We start from the raw sequence: 17,706 nt of genomic DNA, 5'->3' as shown, positions 1-17,706 counted from the left end.
CAGCGGCTGTTGCGTGCTGGCGCTAGGGTGAACCGTATGCGCAGGATCGCCGTCGTACCTGGTTCGTTCGACCCCGTCACACTGGGGCATCTCGACGTGATCCAACGGGCGGCCGGGCTGTTCGATGAGCTGCACGTGCTCGTGGTGCACAACCCCGGGAAGTCCGCGCTGTTGCCCATCACCCAGCGGGTCTCGCTCATCGAACGGGCCATCGCCGAGGCGGGGGTGCCCGGCAACGTCATCGTCAGCTCCTGGAGCATGGGGCTGCTCGTGGACTACTGCGTCGACGTGGGCGCCAGCGTGCTCGTGAAGGGCATCCGCTCGCAGATCGACGTGGCGTACGAGACTCCCATGGCGATCGTGAACCGCAACCTTGCCGGCGTCGAGACCATCTTCATGCTGCCGGACCCCGCGCACGCCCACGTGTCCAGCTCCCTGGTGCGCCAGGTCGCCGCGCTCGGCGGCGACATCGCCCCGTACGTGCCGCCCGCTGTCGCCGCCTTCCTGAACCGGCCGCTGGCATGAGCGCCCTGCCCGGTCGACTTGCCTCCGACGTGCCCCCGGCCGTGGACATGACCGGGCGCGACCGGTCCGGGCCGCACGGACTCGCCGCTGAGGCCGAGACCGTGGTGGAACTCGCCGACGTGCAGCACGCCGCCGTGGCGATCATGCGCAATGTCGAATCGGTCATCGACGGCAAGCACTCGGCCGTGCAGATCGCCCTCACGGTGCTCCTGGCCGAGGGTCACCTGCTCATCGAGGACGTGCCCGGCGTGGGCAAGACCATGCTCGCCAAGGCCCTCGCCACGTCGGTGGACTGCACGGTCAGCCGTATCCAGTTCACCCCCGACCTGCTTCCCTCCGACGTCACGGGCGTCTCCGTCTACAACCAGGCCGAACGCCGGTTCGAGTTCAAGCCCGGCGCCATCTTCGCGAACCTGGTGATCGGCGACGAGATCAACCGCGCCAGCCCCAAGACCCAGTCGGCCCTGCTCGAGTGCATGGAAGAGCGGCAGGTGACCGTGGACGGGCACAGCTACCGGCTGGCCCGCCCCTTCACCGTCGTGGCCACCCAGAACCCGATCGAGATGGAGGGCACGTACGCGCTGCCCGAGGCGCAGCGTGACCGCTTCATGGCGCGCATCTCGATGGGATACCCCGACCCGGCGTCCGAGCTGGCCATGCTCGACTCCCGCGACACGAGCAGCCCGCTCTCCCGGATCTCCGCCGTGGTCACCGAGGCGCAGTTGCGCGGCATGATGACCGCAGCCCGCGGCGTGTTCGCCTCGGCCGCCGTGAAGGAATATGCGGTCGCCGTGGTGCGGGCCACCCGGGACGACCGCGATCTCCGGCTGGGCGCGAGTCCCCGGGCCACTCTGCAACTGATCCGGGCGGCCAAGGCCCAGGCCGCGCTGCACGGCAGGGAATACGTGCTGCCGGACGACATCGACTCGCTGGCCGTGGCCGTTCTCGGCCACCGGCTGGTGCCCACGTCCCGGGCGCTGGGGCACCGGTCACAGGACAGCGCCCTCCTCATCGAAGAGACGGTCAGGCGGATCCTCGCGGCCACTCCGGTGCCGACCGGGTCCTCGGGCCGGTCCTAGCGGCGGCCGGGCGACGGGAACCAACGTCATGAGCGGATCGCAGGCAGTCAGGATGCGCCCCGGGCGGGTTCCGGCCACGCGCCGGGCCGTCCGCCGGCAGGTGCGCCCGACCCTGCGCGGTGCCCTGTTCCTGGCAGTCGGAGTTGCTGTCTTCATCACCGCCTGGGCCTACGACATCCGGGACCTCCTGTTCCTGGGCTCGGTGCTGCTCCTCGTGCCGCTCCTCTCCCTCGGCTACGTGCTCGTGCACCCGCTGCGGGTGGCCGTGGCCCGCACCTTCCGGCCGGGAACGGTCTCGGCCGGGCTGCCGGTGACCGTGGCCGTTCAGGTGCGAAACCTGGCGTCGGTGTCGTTGCCCGGGCTCCGCTGGCGGGATGTGGCGGCGGGCGGCATCTCCGTTCCCGCCGTGCAACCGCTGCCCGTGCTCGGCCCGGCCCGCCGGGGCCGCGGACCCGGCAGCGACACCGCCAGCGTGAGCTACCAGGTGCGTCCGCTCCGTCGCGGGGTCTACGCGGTGGGCCCCCTCATGCTCGGTCGCGCCGACCCCTTCGGCCTCGCCTACAGCGAGTGGCCGGCCGGGGCGCCGCACGACCTCACGGTCACGCCCACCGTCTCGCCGTTGCCCGGCAGCGGCGTGTCCATCACCCGGGGCGAGGGCTCCCGTCACGAACGCATTCGGCACCTCAACAACGACTCCGACGAACTCATCGCCAGGGAATACCGGCCGGGCGACCCGATGCGCCGGGTCAACTGGCCCGCCACCGCACGGCACGGCGAGATCATGATCCGGCAGGAAGAACAGCGCAGCCACCCCGAGGCCCGGGTGGTACTGGACACCGCCCGCGGCGGCCGGGCGGAGGGCCGGGAACACGATGCCGAGTTCGAGCGGGCCGTCGAGTTGACGGCGTCGATCGCGGTGCACCTCATCGACGCCGGATTCCGGTTGGATGTGGTGGAGCTCGGCCCGAGCCAGCTCGCCCCCGGCCAGCTTCGGGCGGCCGGCACCCTGGTGCCCCGCGACCCGGACGCCGGGCGGCGCGGAGGCCTGCACGGCGACGACCCGGTCTCGTTCACCGGCCCGGAGGGAGCCCTGGCCCTGGTCGACGCGCTGGCGCAGATCGCCCCGCAGGACCACGTCGCGCACCCCGACGGCGAGAACGGCCCGGGCGACGCCCGCCGGAACGCTGCGGCGTTCGGGCGGCAGATTCCGACCTTCGCCGTGCTCATCGACCTCGACGATGCGGATGCGGCGGCCCTGGCCGCCCTGCGGGGTCTGTGCCAGCCGGCCGTCGCCTTCGTCTTCGATACCCTACGCGGCACGGTCCTCGAGCGGCTGGCCGAGGCCGGCTGGCAGTGCGTGCCGGTGACGGCCGCCACACCCGTCGACGCGGCCTGGGCGCGGGTCGGCCAGGACCGGGCGGAGGCCCGATGACCGCGCCGGGTCGCACCCTGCCGCCCCCGGGCATCCGCCCGGGCGGACCGCCCCGGGCTGCGCCGTCAGCGGACGCGCGACGGCCGGCCCGCCGCCGGGTGCCGCCGTTGCGGTGGCCGCTCTCCGCGGCGCTCCTCGTAATGCTCCTCGCCGGGTGCACCGCCCTGGGCACCGTCCTGGCCGGGTCCGGCTGGTGGTGGGTGCTCCTGGTCATCGCGGCGGCAGTCCTGTCCGCCGCCGCCGGGTTCCGGCGCGCCCGGGTGCCGGCCGCGCTCGTGCCGGTGCTCTCGGCGGGCGCCCTGGTCGTCCTGCTCACCCTGGTCTTCGGCGGGGGAACCGGCGTGCTGTGGCTGATTCCCACCGGCGACACGTTCGCACGATTCACCGACCTGGCCACGTCCGGCGTGCGGTCGATCCAGACGCAGGGCACCCCGGCGCAGGTACTGGACGGCATCCTGTTCCTCCTGGCCTGCGGGGTGGGCCTGCTGGCGATCCTGATGGATGTGCTGGCGATCGGGCTGCGCTGGCCCGCACTGGCCGGCATCCCCCCGCTCGTTCCCCTGGCCGTGCCCGGTTTCGTCATCGACACCGGCGCCGAGTGGGGCAGCCTCGTCGCCACCGCCGTGGCCTACCTGCTGGTGCTGCGCGTGGACGCCCGGCTGCGCGGCATGGAGGCGATCCGGCAGCGCGGGTCGCTCGGCTGGAGTGCGACGTCACCTCCGGGCGCGGTCCGCGGCGCCCTCGCCATCGGCGCCATCGGTATCGCCGGCGCTCTCGTCATCGGCCTCACCGCCCCGATCGTCTCCGGCGTCACCGGCGGCTCCCGGCCGAACAGCGCCCTCTTCGGCGGGGGAGTGAGCCCGATGATCAATCTGGGCCAGGACCTCCGCCGACCCGCGCCCACTCCCGCCCTGCACTACCGCACGACGGCCAGCGAACAGCCGTACCTGGCGCTGCTCACCCTCGACGACATCAAGGGCACGACCTGGCTGCCCCGGCCCGTGGAGATCGACCCCGAGAAGACCGTGGAGGCGATCGACGATCCGCCCGGCCTGTCCGAGGCCGTCACGCGCACCTCCGCCACCACGACCATCGCCATCGACGGCGTGAGGACCGACCTGTTGCCCGTGCCCGTGCCCGCCACCTCGGTCGACGGGCTCACCGGAGAGTGGTTCTGGAACAACGGCACCCGGGCCATCACCAGCCCGGACAGCTCCACGAGCGGTCAGCGCTACACGGTGACCTCCCTGGAGGTGCAGCCCACGCGGGAGCAGCTGCGCCAGGCCGGCGGACGGTATCCGGCGGGGATCGAGTCGAGCCTGGCCCTGCCGGAGGATACGCCGGGAATCATCGCGGAGACCGCGGGCACGGTCACGGCGGGCGCCGAATCGAACTACGACGCCGCGGTGGACCTGCAGGACTACCTGCGCGGCAACGACTTCAGCTACGACACCGAGGCTCCCGTCGAAGACGGGTACGACGGCGGGGGCGCGGCGGTCATCGCCACCTTCCTCGAGGTGAAGCGGGGTTACTGCGTGCACTTCTCCTCGGCCATGGCCCTGATGGCCCGCAGCCTCGGCATTCCCGCCCGGATCTCGCTGGGCTACCTGCCTGGCACCCGCACCACCACGGTGGTCGGTGGGCTCAACCGCTACAACGTCGACTCGGACGACCTGCACGCGTGGCCCGAGCTGTACTTCACCGGGGTCGGCTGGGTGCCCTTCGAGCCGACGCCGGGCCGGGGGAGCGTTCCCGACTACGCGTTGCCGGAGAGCTCCGCGGTGGCCGGCGCTCCGGAGAGCGGTGGTGCCGCTCCCGTCGCCCCGCGCCCCAACGACAACCCCGGTCTGACGGGCGGGCCCAGCGGCACCGTCACCGCGGCGGAGGACGACCTGCCCGGCATCCTGGCCCGGGTGGGACTGCTCGTGGCTGCGGCCCTCATGCTGCTGGCCGTGCCCGGGGTGGCGCGCGTCCTGCGACGCCGGCGCCGGCGCCGGCTGCTGGCCGCCGATCGGGCCGGCGCCGTCCTGGCCTGGCGGGAGCTCACCGACACCGCGCTAGACCACGGGGTCACCGTGTACGAGACCCTCACCGCGCGCGAGCTGGCCGGAGCCATCCGCGCCCGCCCGGGGGTCGGCGACACGCCGGAGGTGAGCGACGCGCTCGAACGGATGCTCGTCGCCATCGAACGGGCCCACTACGCCCGCACGTCGCCGGGAACCGGCGGCGGCGCCGACCTCCTGCGCGACCTGGATGCCGTCGTGCGCGCGGTGGGGCAGGGCGGCAGCGCTGCCGAAAGGGCGCGGGCCACCGTGGCGCCGGCATCGCTCGGCTCCACCGCCCTCCGCCGGATGGGACTTGCTCGGGGCTCCGCGGTCGGCCCCGACGAGGGGGCGAACCAGCGCACCCCGACGGGCGCGTAGAATTTTCCCTTGTGAACAAGTTCAAGAAGACCCCGTACAAGGTTGACGTACGTGACATCATCAACCGCCCGGGAACGCTCTACGAGCGCGATATCGACATCCTTGTGCCCAACGACCTCGGCGAAGCGCTCGTGGCCGTCAAGGCCGGCTCCACCCTGCACGCCGAGCTGCGCCTCGAATGCATCCACGAGGGCATCCTGGTGACCGCCGATGTGACCGGAAAAGCCGCCGGAGAGTGCGGAAGATGCCTGATTGACATCGAATTGCCTGTCCGAGTTCATTTTGTCGAGCTTTTCGCGTACGATCTAGACGAAGCTTATGAGTGTGCGGTTCAAGATGACCACGTGGATCTTGAACCACTAATCAGGGATGCAGTGGTGTTGTCACTGCCGTTCCAGCCGGTTTGCCGGCGGGATTGCCCAGGTCTCGACCCAGAGACCGGGGAACGGCGTGCCACTTCCCCTGAACTTGAACCGAGTGACGTGCAGGATCCCCGCTGGTCCGCACTATTGGAATTCCAAGCTTCCGAAAGCATCAGCACGGATGAAGACATCCGTGCTGTACCGGATAGAGAAGAGAAGTAGTCATGGCAGTCCCGAAGCGCAAGCAATCACGCTCCAACACCCGCTCACGCCGTTCCTGCTGGAAGGCCGAAGCCCCCACCCTGGTGAAGACCATGGAGAACGGCAAGGTCGTCTACAGCCTCCCGCACCGCGCGAAGGTCGTCACGGATGCCGCCGGCACCGCACTGTTCATGGAGTACAAGGGCCGCAAGGTCGCTGACGTTTAGTCAGAGGATGGTGCGCTGCCGTGTCGAAGTCTGACGCCGGTTCCCGTCACGCCGAATCTCCCGCAGCCCGCGCTGCGGGAGTTTCTGCTGTGCGGGCCGAAACGGTGACCAAGGGAACGGCCGGGACGACCGATGCCGTGTCGATGTCGGCTCTGCAGGAGATCCTCGGCCTGCAGATCGATCCCGGCCTGCTCGAGCTCGCCCTGACGCACCGCTCGTACGCGTACGAGAACGGTGGCCTGCCCACCAATGAGCGCCTGGAGTTCCTGGGCGATTCGATTCTGGGCCAGGCCGTGACGGTGATGCTGTACCGCAGCTACCCCGAACTCAGCGAGGGCGACCTCGCCAAGCGCCGGGCCAGTCTGGTGTCCAGCGCCGCTCTCGCGGGGATCGCCCGAGGCCTCGGCCTCGGCGCTTTCGTGCGCCTGGGGCGTGGGGAGACCCTCACCGGAGGACGCGAGAAATCGTCCATCCTGGCCGACACCGTCGAGGCCCTCATCGGGGCGGTCTACCTCGACTCTGGCGGGGACCGCGCGACCGAGTTCGTCCTGCGGCTCGTGCAGCCGCTACTCGCCGACCCCGGCCACTTCGGCGTGTCGATGGACCCGAAGACCAGCCTGCAGGAGGCCGCAGCCCGGCTGAACGCCGGCGTGCCGGTCTACACCGTCGCCGAGAGCGGGCCCGACCACTCCAAGGTCTTCGTGGCCACGGTGTCCGTCGGCACCAGCGTGAGCGCCACCGGAACCGGGACCAGCAAGAAACACGCCGAGATGGCCGCGGCCCTCGAGGCGTGGACTCAGCTGCGCGCCCGACGCTGAGCCGGCCGGATGCTTCTGGATGGCGCTGAACGGCGACGGGTGACCCATGCCTGAACTGCCCGAGGTCGAGGTCGTCCGCGCCGGACTCGAGCCGGCCGTCTCCGGTGCCACGATCACGGGCGTCGAGGTCTTCGACGACCGGTCCCTGCGCCGGCACGACCGCTCACTGGGCGAGTTCGAGGCGCTGCTGACCGGGTCCAGGCTTCTCGCCGCGGTGCGCCGAGGAAAGTTCCTCTGGTTCCCGCTCGCGGAGCGGACCGGCGGATCCGACCGTGCCCTCGTGGCGCACCTCGGTATGAGCGGACAGGTGCTGCTGCGAAGCCCGGGCGAAACCCCGGAGAAGCTGCTGCGCATCCGTCTGGCCCTCGAGCACCCGGTGCACGGTGAACTGGCGCTGCACTTCGTGGATCAGCGCATCTTCGGCAGCATGGCCGTCGACACCGTGCTGCCCACAGGTGACCGGCGCCCGGCCGGCTACTCCGGACCCGGGCTGGCCCCTGGACGGACCCTGGACGGCGAACGGGTTCCCGCCGCTTGGGAAGCCCAGATCCCGAGCCAGGTGGCACACATCGGCAGAGATCCCCTCGACCCTGCCTTCTCGGCGCCGGAGTTCTACCGCTCGCTGGCGCGCACCCGCTCGGGCATCAAGAGGGTGCTGCTCGACCAACAGGTCGCCAGCGGCATCGGCAACATCTACGCCGACGAAGCCCTGTACGAGGCCCGGGTGCACTTCGACCAGCCGGCCGCGTCACTGTCCACGGCCACGGCCCGACGGCTGCTCGCGGCGGTGCGCGCCATCCTGCTGCGCGCCCTGGCCGAAGGCGGCACGAGCTTCGACGCCCAGTACGTGAACGTCAACGGGCAGTCCGGCTACTTCTCGCACAGTCTCAATGCCTACGGGCAGCACGGCCGGCCGTGCCCGCGCTGCGGAACCGAGCTTGTGCGCGCCCGGTTCATGAACCGGTCGTCGCACTACTGTCCGCGCTGCCAGCGGCTGCGCTGACCCAGACTGCGCTGACCCAGACTGCGCTGACCCAGACTGAGCCGACTCGGACTGCGCTCGTTCAGAGCGCGCTGACCCGGCGCCAAGCGCCCTCGTACCCCAGCGGCACAAAGCCGAGAGCCTCGTTCACGTTCAGCATGTACCGGTTCTCCTCGGCGTTGAACGTGGTCACCATCGTCTGCTCCGGATGCGTCAGCGCCAGCTGCCTCAGATTGGCCGCCTTGAGCAGCATCCCCAGCCGGTGCCCCCGATGTTCCCTGAGCACGAGGGTGTCCTCCTGCTCGACGGCCCGGAGCGGGTCCGCGGGAACGGACAACTCGGTGAACCCGGCCAGCCGGCCGCTGGGGCGGTGCAGGGCAGCGGCCACGAGTGTGGCGCGCGGTCCTGCGGCCGCGGCATCCTGCTCGCTCCGGAGCCGCTCGACGGTCCAGACGTCCTCGGGCTCCTCCAGGCCGGCGCTGGGCGCATCCGTCGACATCCGCGTGTACAGCCGGGCCAGGTCATCGAGCCAACGCTCGGGCGTCCGGCCGGTCCAGGTCAGCACCGCGTAGTCACCCCCGGCGCGGGCCTGGGCCTCCTCGAGGTGCCGGTTCAGCAGGTGCGGGTCGACCGGAAGCACCAGCGCGCTGCCGCGCTCGACCTGCTCGAGGGTGTACCCGTGCCGGAGTAGGAAACGCACCTCGGGGTTATCGGCCGGCACCGAGCCGAACCCCGTCGGGGGTGCCAGCCGGGGCCCTGGGCCCTCCGGCGACATCGCGTAGACGATCCGGATGCTGCGTCCCGCGGCGTCGGCCAGGGCGTCGAGGCGCGCGGTCAGAGCGCCCCCGATGCCGTGGGTGCGGTGCTGCGGCAGAACCTCCACCGTGAACCAGGCGAACTCGGACTCCGGATCGGCGAGAGTCTCGTAGACGCCCCGTCCCACGATGTCGCCGCCGACCCGGGCCACGAAGAGCCGTCTGGGGGAGTGCTCTGGCGTGAGCCAGGCGGGCCAGAGTTCCTCGGCCGTCTGATTCAACACGGCCGTTCCGTACGCGTGGGCCTCGACCCTGTTGCGCACCTCGATGGCTGCGGCGAAATCATTCCAGCCCGGCCCGGAGGTCTCCGATGGAATCGTCAGTTCGTCGATGGTGAATGCCGTGGTCCCCATTTGGCCGAGCCTAAGCGGTGGCCGGCCCGGGCGACAGGGGCCCAGGCGATCCTTCTTCCGCGCTGGCACCGAACGGGCGCGGGGCGACCTGGAGGCCATCACGGGTATCCCGGCGGAGAAGCTGTGGTTCCCAGTAAACGACCGGCAATCCGGTACCGTGGACTGACCGATGCCGTCAGGGCCGGCCGTGACGGTCGCCAGCCGGCCGAGGAGAGAAGGGACGGGCGCGTTGTACCTGAAGAGTCTCACCCTCAAGGGCTTCAAGTCGTTCGCCCAACCCACCACCTTCGCCTTCGAACCTGGCGTCACCTGTGTCGTGGGACCGAACGGCTCGGGCAAGTCTAATGTGGTCGATGCCCTGGCCTGGGTCATGGGCGAACAGGGCGTGAAGACCCTCCGCGGCGGCAAGATGGAAGACGTCATCTTCGCCGGAACCTCCACCCGCGGGCCGCTCGGGCGCGCAGAGGTCACCCTCTCGATCGACAACAGCGACGGCGCCCTGCCCATCGAATACGCCGAGGTGACCATCTCGCGCACCCTCTTCCGCAACGGCGGCAGCGAGTACGCCATCAACGGCCGCACCTGCCGCCTCCTCGACGTGCAGGAGCTGCTCAGCGACTCCGGCCTCGGCCGGGAGATGCACGTCATCGTGGGTCAGGGCCAGTTGGATGCCGTGCTGCGCGCGAGCCCCGAGGAACGCCGCGGGTTCATCGAGGAGGCCGCCGGAATCCTCAAGCACCGTCGCCGCAAGGAAAAGACCGTGCGCAAGCTCGAGGCCATGCAGACCAACCTCACCAGGCTCAGCGACCTGGCCGGGGAGATCCGGCGCCAACTCAAGCCGCTCGGCCAGCAGGCCCAGGTGGCCAGGGAGGCGCAGCAGATCGCCGCGACGGTGCGTGATGCGCGGGCGCGGCTGCTCGCCGACGACGTGGTGACCCTGCGCACGGCGCTGGACGCCCACGGACGCACCGAGAGTGAGCGGCACTCCGAGCGCATCGTCATCCAGGACCAGCTCGACCACAACCAGGCCCGCATCCGCCGGTTGGAAGAGGCCCAGGTCGGTGACGCCGTCGACGTGGCGAGGCGCACGGCGTTCGCGCTCGAATCCGCCCAGGAACGCCTGCGCGGCCTGTACACCCTGGCCAACCAGCGCCTGGCCCTGCTCGGCAGCCAGGCCGAACCGGCCGAGCGGGCCTCGAGCGTCACCCCGCAGCGTGTCGCCGAGGCCGCCGCCGAAGTGGACCGGCTCGAACGCGGCATCAGTGTCGCCGAGGACACCTGGACCAGGACCCGGGCCGTCACGGCCGGCCTCCGGCGCGACCTCGACGCGCTCGATGACGAGATCTCGGCGCAGGCAGCCCTCGTCTCCCGTCACGACCTGGAGGTCTCGCACCTCGCCGGACAGGCCGACACGGCCGCGTCGCGGCTCGCCGCCGTGCGCGGCGAGGTGTTGCGCCGGCAGGGAGCCCTGTCCGCCGCGCGCGAGCGCCTTGCGGCCGCCCGAGCCCAGCTGGCCGAGCTGGAGGAGACCGAGCTGCACGAGGCCCACGGCGACGACTCCGACGGAATGCCCGCCGGCATCGACCCGGCAGACCTCGATGAGATCGTGGAACGCGCCCAGGCCCAGATGCTCGAGTCCGGAACACAGATCGAGCGTCTCCGCGACCTCCTGCACGGCCACGAACGCGAACGAGACGCCCTCGCAGCCCGCCGGGGCGCCCTCACGCTGGCCATCGGCCAGAAGGACGGCTCCTCCGCGCTCCTCGAGGCTGATCTCGCCGGCATCGGCGGCCTCGTCGCCGAACGGATGAGTGTGCAACCGGGCTTCGAACGTGCCATTGCCGCCGCTCTCGGCTCCCTCGCCGACGCAGTGGCCGCCGACGACCGCACCGCGGCCATCCAGGCCGTCGAACACTCCGACCTCCATCACCTCGGCCGGGTCGAGTTCGTGCTGACCGGAGCGGGTCCGGCCGCACCGGCTGCCCTGCCGGGCCTGCCGGGCGCGGTGCCCGCCGCGAGCGTGGTCGAGGCGCCGCCCGGGGTGCTCGGCCTGCTCGGTCGCACCCTCATCGTCGACGACCTGCCCGCCGCCGTCGCCGCTGCGGATGCACTGACCGGCGAGGCGGCCGGCGACCCCGTCACGCTGATCACCCGCGCCGGCGACGTGCTCACCGCGCACTCCCTGCGAGCCGGCACCGGCGCGGCACCGAGCACGCTTGAGCTCGTCACCGAACGCGACGCCGCCGAGAGCCGCCTGGCCGAGGTGACCAGCGAGATCACCATCGTCTCCGGCGACCTGGGCGACCAGCGCACAGTGCACGCTGCCGCGCAGGCGCAGGCCACGGCGGCGGCGGCCCTCGTGCGCGACCGGGACGCCCGCGAGAACGCCAAGGCCGCGCAACGCGTCCGGCTGACCGTGCAGGTGGATGCCGCCTCCGCCGACCTCGACCGGCTGTCGGCCGCCGCGGAACTCGCCGCGGCCGGCGTGGCCGAGGCGGAGAGCGCGGCGGCGACCAGCGCGGCCGCGCTGGAGACCCGGCGCTCCCAGCCACGCCCCATCCTGGATGTCAGCGCACGGGATGCACTCGCGGCCGACCTGGATGCCGCCAAGGAACGTGAGATCGAGGCGCGTCTGCAGGTGGACACCGCCAGGGAACGGGTGCGGAGCGGCCAGGGCCGGGTGGCCGCTCTCACCCGCCAGCTCGAGACCGACCGGGCCGAGGCCGACGCGGCCGCGCGGCGGGCGGTTCTCCGGCGCCGGCAGGTGGATGCGGCTTCGGCCGTGGCCGACGCGCTGCCCCGGGCCCTCGGGTCCATAGACGCGTCCGTCGCAGAGGCCCGGACGCTGCTCGGCACGGCTGAGGCCGAACGGGCCAGCCAGAACGAGGAACTCGGCTCGTTGCGCCGGGACGAAAGTTCCCTGCGCTCCCGCCTGCAGGCCATCACCGAGAACGTCCACGGTCTTGAATTGCAGATCTACGAGAAGAAGCTGCAACTGTCCGCCCTGCTCGAGCGGGCCGCACACGAGCTCGGCCTGGTGGAAGACGTCCTGGTCGCCGAGTACGGTCCGGACCAGCTGGTGCCGGCCGCGGCGGCCGACCGGGCCGACGCGCCCCTGGGTGCAGCCGAGACGGATTCGGGTACACCGTATGACCGGGACGAACAACAGGCACGACTCGCCGCGGCCGAACGCAAGTACGCCCGCCTGGGCCGGATCAACCCGCTCGCCCTCGAGGAATTCGCCGCCCTGGAACAGAGGCATCTCTTCCTGACCGAACAGCTCACCGACCTCACCAGGACCCGGGCCGACCTGCTCACGATCATCGACGACATCGACGACAAGATGGGCACCATCTTCTCCAGCGCGTTCGACGACACGCAGGCCGCGTTCGCCGAGGTGTTCCCGGTGCTGTTCCCCGGTGGCAGCGGCAGCATCCAGCTCACCGACCCGTCCGACATGCTCACGACGGGTATCGAGGTGTCGGTGAAACCGGCCGGGAAGAAGATCGAGCGTCTCTCGCTACTCTCCGGCGGGGAGCGCTCCCTGGCGGCCGTCGCGCTCCTGATCGCCATCTTCAAGGCGCGGCCGAGCCCGTTCTACATCATGGACGAGGTCGAGGCGGCGCTCGACGACGCCAACCTGGGCCGTCTGCTGACCATCTTCGAAGACCTCCGGCGCACCAGCCAGCTCATCGTGATCACCCACCAGAAACGCACCATGGAGATCGCCGACGCCCTGTACGGCGTGTCCATGCGGCAGGACGGCGTGTCGGCCGTGGTGGGGCAGCGGGTCGTGCGCGACGACGTCGAGCAGGCCTCCTGAGAGCAGCGTGTCGTGATCAGCCGTCCTCCTCCGGGAGTGGGCGATTGCTGCGGAACAGGTTCTCGGGGTCGACGGTGCGTTTGAGGGCGGCCAGCCGCTTCAGCACGTCGGGTGCGAATGCGGCGGAGAGGTCCTGGCCGGCGGCCAGAAAGCTCGGCACCGTGCGCGGCACCCCCACACCCTGCAGGGTGTCTTCCAGCGGCTGGAAGAGCAGGTGCCGGTCCGCGGGTGCCGGGATCGGGGCACCTGGAGGCAGGATGGCCGCCGCGAAGAGCAGGTATCCGGTGTCCAGATGCCCGGCCACCCCGTCTTCCCCGACGGTGGGATCGCCGATGAGGCCGCCGAGCGGGCGCAGCTGCAGCATGGTCAGACCTGCGTAGCTGGCGGTGCGGAACGCGGCGACCAGGCCCGCCATCGTGGCCGGGTCCAGGTCGGTCACACTCCTGGACCAGTCCAGCGTGGCGGACGGCTCCTGCGGCTCGCCGGAGACCTCCCCGAGCTGACCGATCGGGAACGGCCGGGTGAGGTCGGCGATCACCGGGGCGATGGTGTGCAGGGGAGCGAGAAGGGCCTGGCCGGCCTCGACCGATCCGACGAAGACGGCGTCGACCTGGGTGAAGCTGCGGCCGCGCAGCAGTTCGGGAACCTGCTCGATGTCGGGCATGTTGATCAGCCCGAGCATCAGGCTCAACTCGGGCGGCGCGTCCAGCAGGACGTCGGTGGCGGCACCGAATACGACCTCGGCCGATTCCGCCGGGAAGAGGAGCTTGCCGCCGAACAGGTCGGGGGCGCTGAACAGGTCGATCTCCAGGGCCGTGACCACGCCGAACAGTCCCGCGGCCCCGCGGAGCGCCCAGAGCAACTCGGGGTCGGTGTCGCGGCTGACCCGCCGCAGCACACCGGTCGCGTCGAGGAGTTCGACGGCCCGGATGGAGTGCGCGGCGAGGCCCTTCCACCGGCTGAACCAGGAGTGGCCGCCGGAGAGCAGGTATCCGGCCACGCTCACATCGGGGTTTGAGCCGGCCAGGGCCACCAGCCCGCTGCCGTCGAGCCGGTTGAGCAGGGTTCCCCAGGGCACTCCGGCGCCGACGCGGGCGTAGCGGCCCACCACGTTCACCGTGATCTCGTCGAACGCCGTGGTGCGCACCAGGATCCGCCCGGACAGGCTGTCGGAGGCGCCGTGCCCGCGCGGCTGCACGGTCACTCCCAACCCGTCTTCTCGGGCGGCGACGATCACCTGTCGCAGATCGCGCACCGAGCGGGGGAGGACGACGGCCGCCGGATGCTGGTCGACGGCGAGATTCCAGGCGGCACGGGCATCGTCCCAGCCGGCGTCGCCGGGCAGCAGGATGTCGCCGTCGAGCCGGCCGGACAGGGCCGCCAGCGCAGGCGGGGCATCCGCTCTGCCCGAAGCGGTGCCGGAGGGATCGAACGCTGCCGGGCCGGTCGGCCGGGCGTCGGGAGTGGGAGACATCGGGCATCCTTTCGACGGGGCGTCTCTGGTGCTACCGCTTACGGTGGTGTCGCTCTGCTGTGAACGCTCTGGTGCTACCGCGAAGATACCCAGCACTGCGCCGATCCCGCCACCCCCGGCGGCGGTGCGGCGGCGCGCCTGAGCGGTCGGTGCGCGCGGTGGGTCAGCGCCGACTAGCCTTGGACCATGGCAGAACGCACCCCGTGGTCCCTCTCCGGCGCATTGCGCGGAGTGTTCGCGAAGAAGACGATCGACGCCGATACCTGGGACGACCTCGAGGACTCGTTGATCACGGCCGACTTCGGGCCCGATATCACCGACGGTATCGTCGCCGAGCTGCGGGCGAAGGTGTCGCGCTACAACACCACCGACCCCAAGGACCTGCACCGGATGCTGCGGGAAGGCATCGAGGAACGGCTCTCCAAACTGGACTCCACCCTCAACCTCAGCGCCCGGCCCGCCGTGGTGCTCGTTGTGGGCGTCAACGGCGTGGGCAAGACCACCACCATCGGCAAGTTCGCCAAGTTCCTGCGCGTCTATGACCGCAGTGTGCTCATCGGCGCCGCCGACACCTTCCGGGCCGCAGCCGTCGAGCAGCTCGCCACCTGGGCGGAACGCGCCGGCGCCGACATCGTGCGCCCGCAGGCGCAGGGCCAGGACCCGGCCTCGGTGGCCTTCCAGACCGTTGAGCGGGCCATCACCACCGGCACCGAGATCGTCATCATCGACACGGCCGGCCGGCTGCAGACCAAGGGCGGGCTCATGGACGAGCTGACCAAGATCCGCCGGGTGATCGAGAAGCAGACCCCGATCTCCGAGGTGTTGCTGGTGCTCGACGCCACCACCGGCCAGAACGGGCTGGCTCAGGCCGAGGCCTTCATCGAGCACGCCGGCGTGACCGGACTGGTGCTCACCAAGCTCGACGGCTCGGCCAAGGGCGGCTTCGTCCTGGCCGTGCAGGAGAAGACCGGAATTCCCATCAAACTCGTCGGGCAGGGTGAGGGCATCAACGACCTCACCGGTTTCACCCCGCACGTCTTCGCGCAAAAACTCGTCGGATAGGACGCCCCATGACCATCGAACACGACTTCTTCGGAGTACTCGGCAGCGACGACGAGAGCGGTGAACTGTACTGGTCGGACACGGCCGAGCTGGGCGACCAGAACGTCGACGTAGACGTGAGTTCTCCCGACGAGGAGTCGGTGTCGTCGGAGGCGCTCGACATCGTCGCGGCCATGATCAATGCGCTCGAGGAACTCGACTCGCAGGCCAGGGAATCCCTCGTGGCGGACCTGAGCGCCGAGGTCTCTGTGACGAGCCAGTTCATCACGGCCCAGTTCGACGAGCTCGACGACGAGGTGCTCGAGGACGCCCTGATCTGGGATTCCGGGGACAAGCAGATCGACTTCCTGCGCTCCATCCAGTTGCAGCGCATCGGGTTCCACCCGCACCACATCGGCGCCGACCAGCACTTCGCCGTGCTCGACTACTCGATCAGCCCGCACGAGACGGATGCCCTGCTCGTCGTCACCCTGGACGTGCACGGGGACACCATCGGCATCGCCGCCGACAGCTGACCTGTCGCGGAACGGACGAAGGCCCCCGGAGTGATCCGGGGGCCTTCGCTGTTCCTGCGGCCCGTGAGCCGGGGAGCCTAGCCCAGGTGCATGGCCGGCTCGGAACCCAGCAGGTCCTGCGGGCGCGGGCGCACCATGAAGAAGGCGACCGGTGCGGCGAGGAAGACCCCCACTGCGGCCCAGAAGAACGCCGCCTGGTAGCCGTCGACGAAAGCCTGCAGCTGGGCGACGGGGGTGCCGTAACCGCCGGCCAGGGACGCCGCGACGGCCGAGGTGTAGAGCACGGTGAACACCGCAGAGCCGATGGATCCGCCGATCTGCTGCACGGCGGTCACGGCGGCGCTGGCGGCCCCGGCGTCGTGGGCGTCGATTCCGGCCAGGGCCACGTTCTGGAGGGGAACGAAGATCATGGCCAGGCCCGCACCCATCAGGATCAGGCCCGGCAGCACCTCGGCGGCGTAGCTGCCGTCGACGGTGATGCGCGACAGGTAGAGCAGTCCGGCGGCGACCACGAGGGGGCCAACGGTCATCGGCACGCGGACGCCGATGCGAGGCAGGAATTTGGACAGCACGGTGGCGCCGACCATGATCGTCGCTGTCATCGGCAGAGACGCGAGGCCGGATTCCAGCGGTGAGAAACCGAGCACGATCTGCAGGTGGAAGGTGAGGAAGAGCAGACCACCGAGCAGGGCGGCGCCGGTCAGGGTGCCGGTGATGAACGCGCCACCCCGCACCTTGTCGGCGAGGATCCGCAGGGGGAGCAGGGGGTGGTTGGAGCGGCTCTCGACGAGGACGAAGAGGGCCAGCAGGATCACGCCCAGCGGGATGAAGACCAGCACCTGCCAGGACGACCAGCCGTTCTCGGCCTGGGCGAAACCGAAGACCAGCGAACCCAGCCCGAGAGCGACCAGGACGGCGCCCGGAACGTCGTACCGGGTGTTGCCGTGGGCCTTGCTCTCACGGATGATGGGGATCGCGGCGACGATCGCGACGATGGCGATCGGCACGTTGACGAGCAGGCACCAGCGCCAGCTGGCGTACTCGGTGAGCACGCCGCCGAGCACGAGGCCCACAGCCGCGCCGCCGCCGGCGATCGCACCGTAGACCGAGAAGGCCTTGATGCGGTCCTTGCCGCCGGGGAAGTTCACGGTGAGCAGCGCCAGGGAGGCCGGCGCCAGGAGGGCGGCGAACAGGCCCTGCAGGCCGCGGGCGGCGAGGAGCTCCCAGGTGCTCTGGGCCATGCCGCCGAGGGTGGAGGCGACGGCGAAGCCGGCCATGCCCACGATGAAGGAGCGCTTCCGACCCCAGTAGTCCGCGATGCGGCCGCCGAGAAGCAGCAGGGCGCCGAAGACCAGCGCGTAGAGGGTGACGACCCAGGTGCGGTCGCCGTCGCTCATGCCCAGGTCGCTCTGGGCGTGCGGGAGCGCGATGTTCACGATGGTTCCGTCGAGCACGACGGTGAGCTGGGCGAGCGCGACGATGGCCAGCAGCCACCACCGGCGGGGGTTGTGGCCGGTCGGGTCGGCGGGGTTCTGAGGAGAGGGGGAAGGGGTGGAAACCGGTGAGACGCCGGTCGCGCTCGATTCTGACATGCCGAGAACTCTACCAAACGAAC

Annotated in this window: 14 protein-coding genes; 11 read left to right on the top strand and 3 right to left on the bottom strand. The window is 70.8% G+C overall.

Annotated features, from left to right (window positions below):
- Positions 1-36: 36 nt before the first annotated feature.
- The 8 genes from coaD (at position 37) to mutM (ending at position 8,070) form a co-directional block, all read left to right on the top strand.
- On the top strand, positions 37-525 hold the full coding sequence (gene coaD / locus PA27867_RS10770; protein WP_066596241.1) for a pantetheine-phosphate adenylyltransferase: 489 nt from the start codon (positions 37-39) through the stop codon (positions 523-525).
- Between the two features lie 143 nt (positions 526-668).
- On the top strand, positions 669-1,604 hold the full coding sequence (locus PA27867_RS10765) for an AAA family ATPase (RefSeq protein WP_236900913.1): 936 nt from the start codon (positions 669-671) through the stop codon (positions 1,602-1,604).
- Between the two features lie 28 nt (positions 1,605-1,632).
- Complete coding sequence (locus PA27867_RS10760; protein WP_157109195.1) at positions 1,633-3,036, top strand: DUF58 domain-containing protein; 1,404 nt, start codon at positions 1,633-1,635, stop codon at positions 3,034-3,036.
- A complete protein-coding gene (locus tag PA27867_RS10755; protein WP_084020997.1) occupies positions 3,033-5,459 on the top strand; it encodes a transglutaminaseTgpA domain-containing protein in 2,427 nt (808 codons plus the stop codon). Before PA27867_RS10760 ends, PA27867_RS10755 begins: the two co-directional genes overlap by 4 nt.
- Positions 5,460-5,470: 11 nt before the next feature.
- Positions 5,471-6,043, top strand: coding sequence for a YceD family protein (locus tag PA27867_RS10750; protein WP_066596230.1), 573 nt, complete (start codon positions 5,471-5,473; stop codon positions 6,041-6,043).
- A 2-nt stretch (positions 6,044-6,045) separates the two neighbouring features.
- Positions 6,046-6,249 carry a 50S ribosomal protein L32 gene (gene rpmF, locus PA27867_RS10745; protein ID WP_066596228.1) on the top strand — a complete coding sequence of 68 codons (204 nt, stop codon included), beginning with the start codon at positions 6,046-6,048 and terminating at the stop codon, positions 6,247-6,249.
- A gap of 143 nt (positions 6,250-6,392) precedes the next feature.
- Positions 6,393-7,067, top strand: a complete 675-nt coding sequence (gene rnc / locus PA27867_RS10740; protein ID WP_066599674.1) for a ribonuclease III — start codon at positions 6,393-6,395, stop codon at positions 7,065-7,067.
- Positions 7,068-7,113: 46 nt separating this feature from the next.
- Positions 7,114-8,070, top strand: coding sequence for a bifunctional DNA-formamidopyrimidine glycosylase/DNA-(apurinic or apyrimidinic site) lyase (gene mutM / locus PA27867_RS10735; RefSeq protein ID WP_066596226.1), 957 nt, complete (start codon positions 7,114-7,116; stop codon positions 8,068-8,070).
- 61 nt (positions 8,071-8,131) lie between these two features.
- Here mutM and PA27867_RS10730 read toward each other — a convergent pair whose 3' ends face one another.
- Positions 8,132-9,217 carry a GNAT family N-acetyltransferase gene (locus PA27867_RS10730; RefSeq protein WP_066596225.1) on the bottom strand — a complete coding sequence of 362 codons (1,086 nt, stop codon included), beginning with the start codon at positions 9,215-9,217 and terminating at the stop codon, positions 8,132-8,134.
- Between the two features lie 229 nt (positions 9,218-9,446).
- Here PA27867_RS10730 and smc point away from each other — a divergent pair, with 229 nt between their 5' ends.
- A complete protein-coding gene (gene smc / locus PA27867_RS10725; protein WP_066596223.1) occupies positions 9,447-13,040 on the top strand; it encodes a chromosome segregation protein SMC in 3,594 nt (1,197 codons plus the stop codon).
- 16 nt (positions 13,041-13,056) lie between these two features.
- Here the strand turns inward: smc and PA27867_RS10720 are convergent, their stop codons facing one another.
- On the bottom strand, positions 13,057-14,514 hold the full coding sequence (locus PA27867_RS10720) for an FAD-binding oxidoreductase (protein WP_084020995.1): 1,458 nt from the start codon (positions 14,512-14,514) through the stop codon (positions 13,057-13,059).
- Between the two features lie 186 nt (positions 14,515-14,700).
- Here PA27867_RS10720 and ftsY point away from each other — a divergent pair, with 186 nt between their 5' ends.
- Together ftsY and PA27867_RS10710 are read left to right on the top strand one after the other, a co-directional pair.
- A complete protein-coding gene (gene ftsY, locus PA27867_RS10715; RefSeq protein ID WP_066596221.1) occupies positions 14,701-15,576 on the top strand; it encodes a signal recognition particle-docking protein FtsY in 876 nt (291 codons plus the stop codon).
- 8 nt (positions 15,577-15,584) lie between these two features.
- Positions 15,585-16,091: a DUF2004 domain-containing protein gene (locus tag PA27867_RS10710; protein WP_066596218.1), complete on the top strand. Its 507-nt coding sequence runs from the start codon at positions 15,585-15,587 to the stop codon at positions 16,089-16,091.
- Positions 16,092-16,168: 77 nt separating this feature from the next.
- Here PA27867_RS10710 and PA27867_RS10705 read toward each other — a convergent pair whose 3' ends face one another.
- On the bottom strand, positions 16,169-17,683 hold the full coding sequence (locus PA27867_RS10705; RefSeq protein ID WP_084020993.1) for an MFS transporter: 1,515 nt from the start codon (positions 17,681-17,683) through the stop codon (positions 16,169-16,171).
- Between the last annotated feature and the right edge of the window lie 23 nt (positions 17,684-17,706).

This window comes from Cryobacterium arcticum (genome assembly GCF_001679725.1).
Lineage (GTDB): Bacteria > Actinomycetota > Actinomycetes > Actinomycetales > Microbacteriaceae > Cryobacterium > Cryobacterium arcticum_A.
Note: the sequence above shows the minus strand (reverse complement) of the source record. Positions and strands in the feature narration are given on the sequence as shown.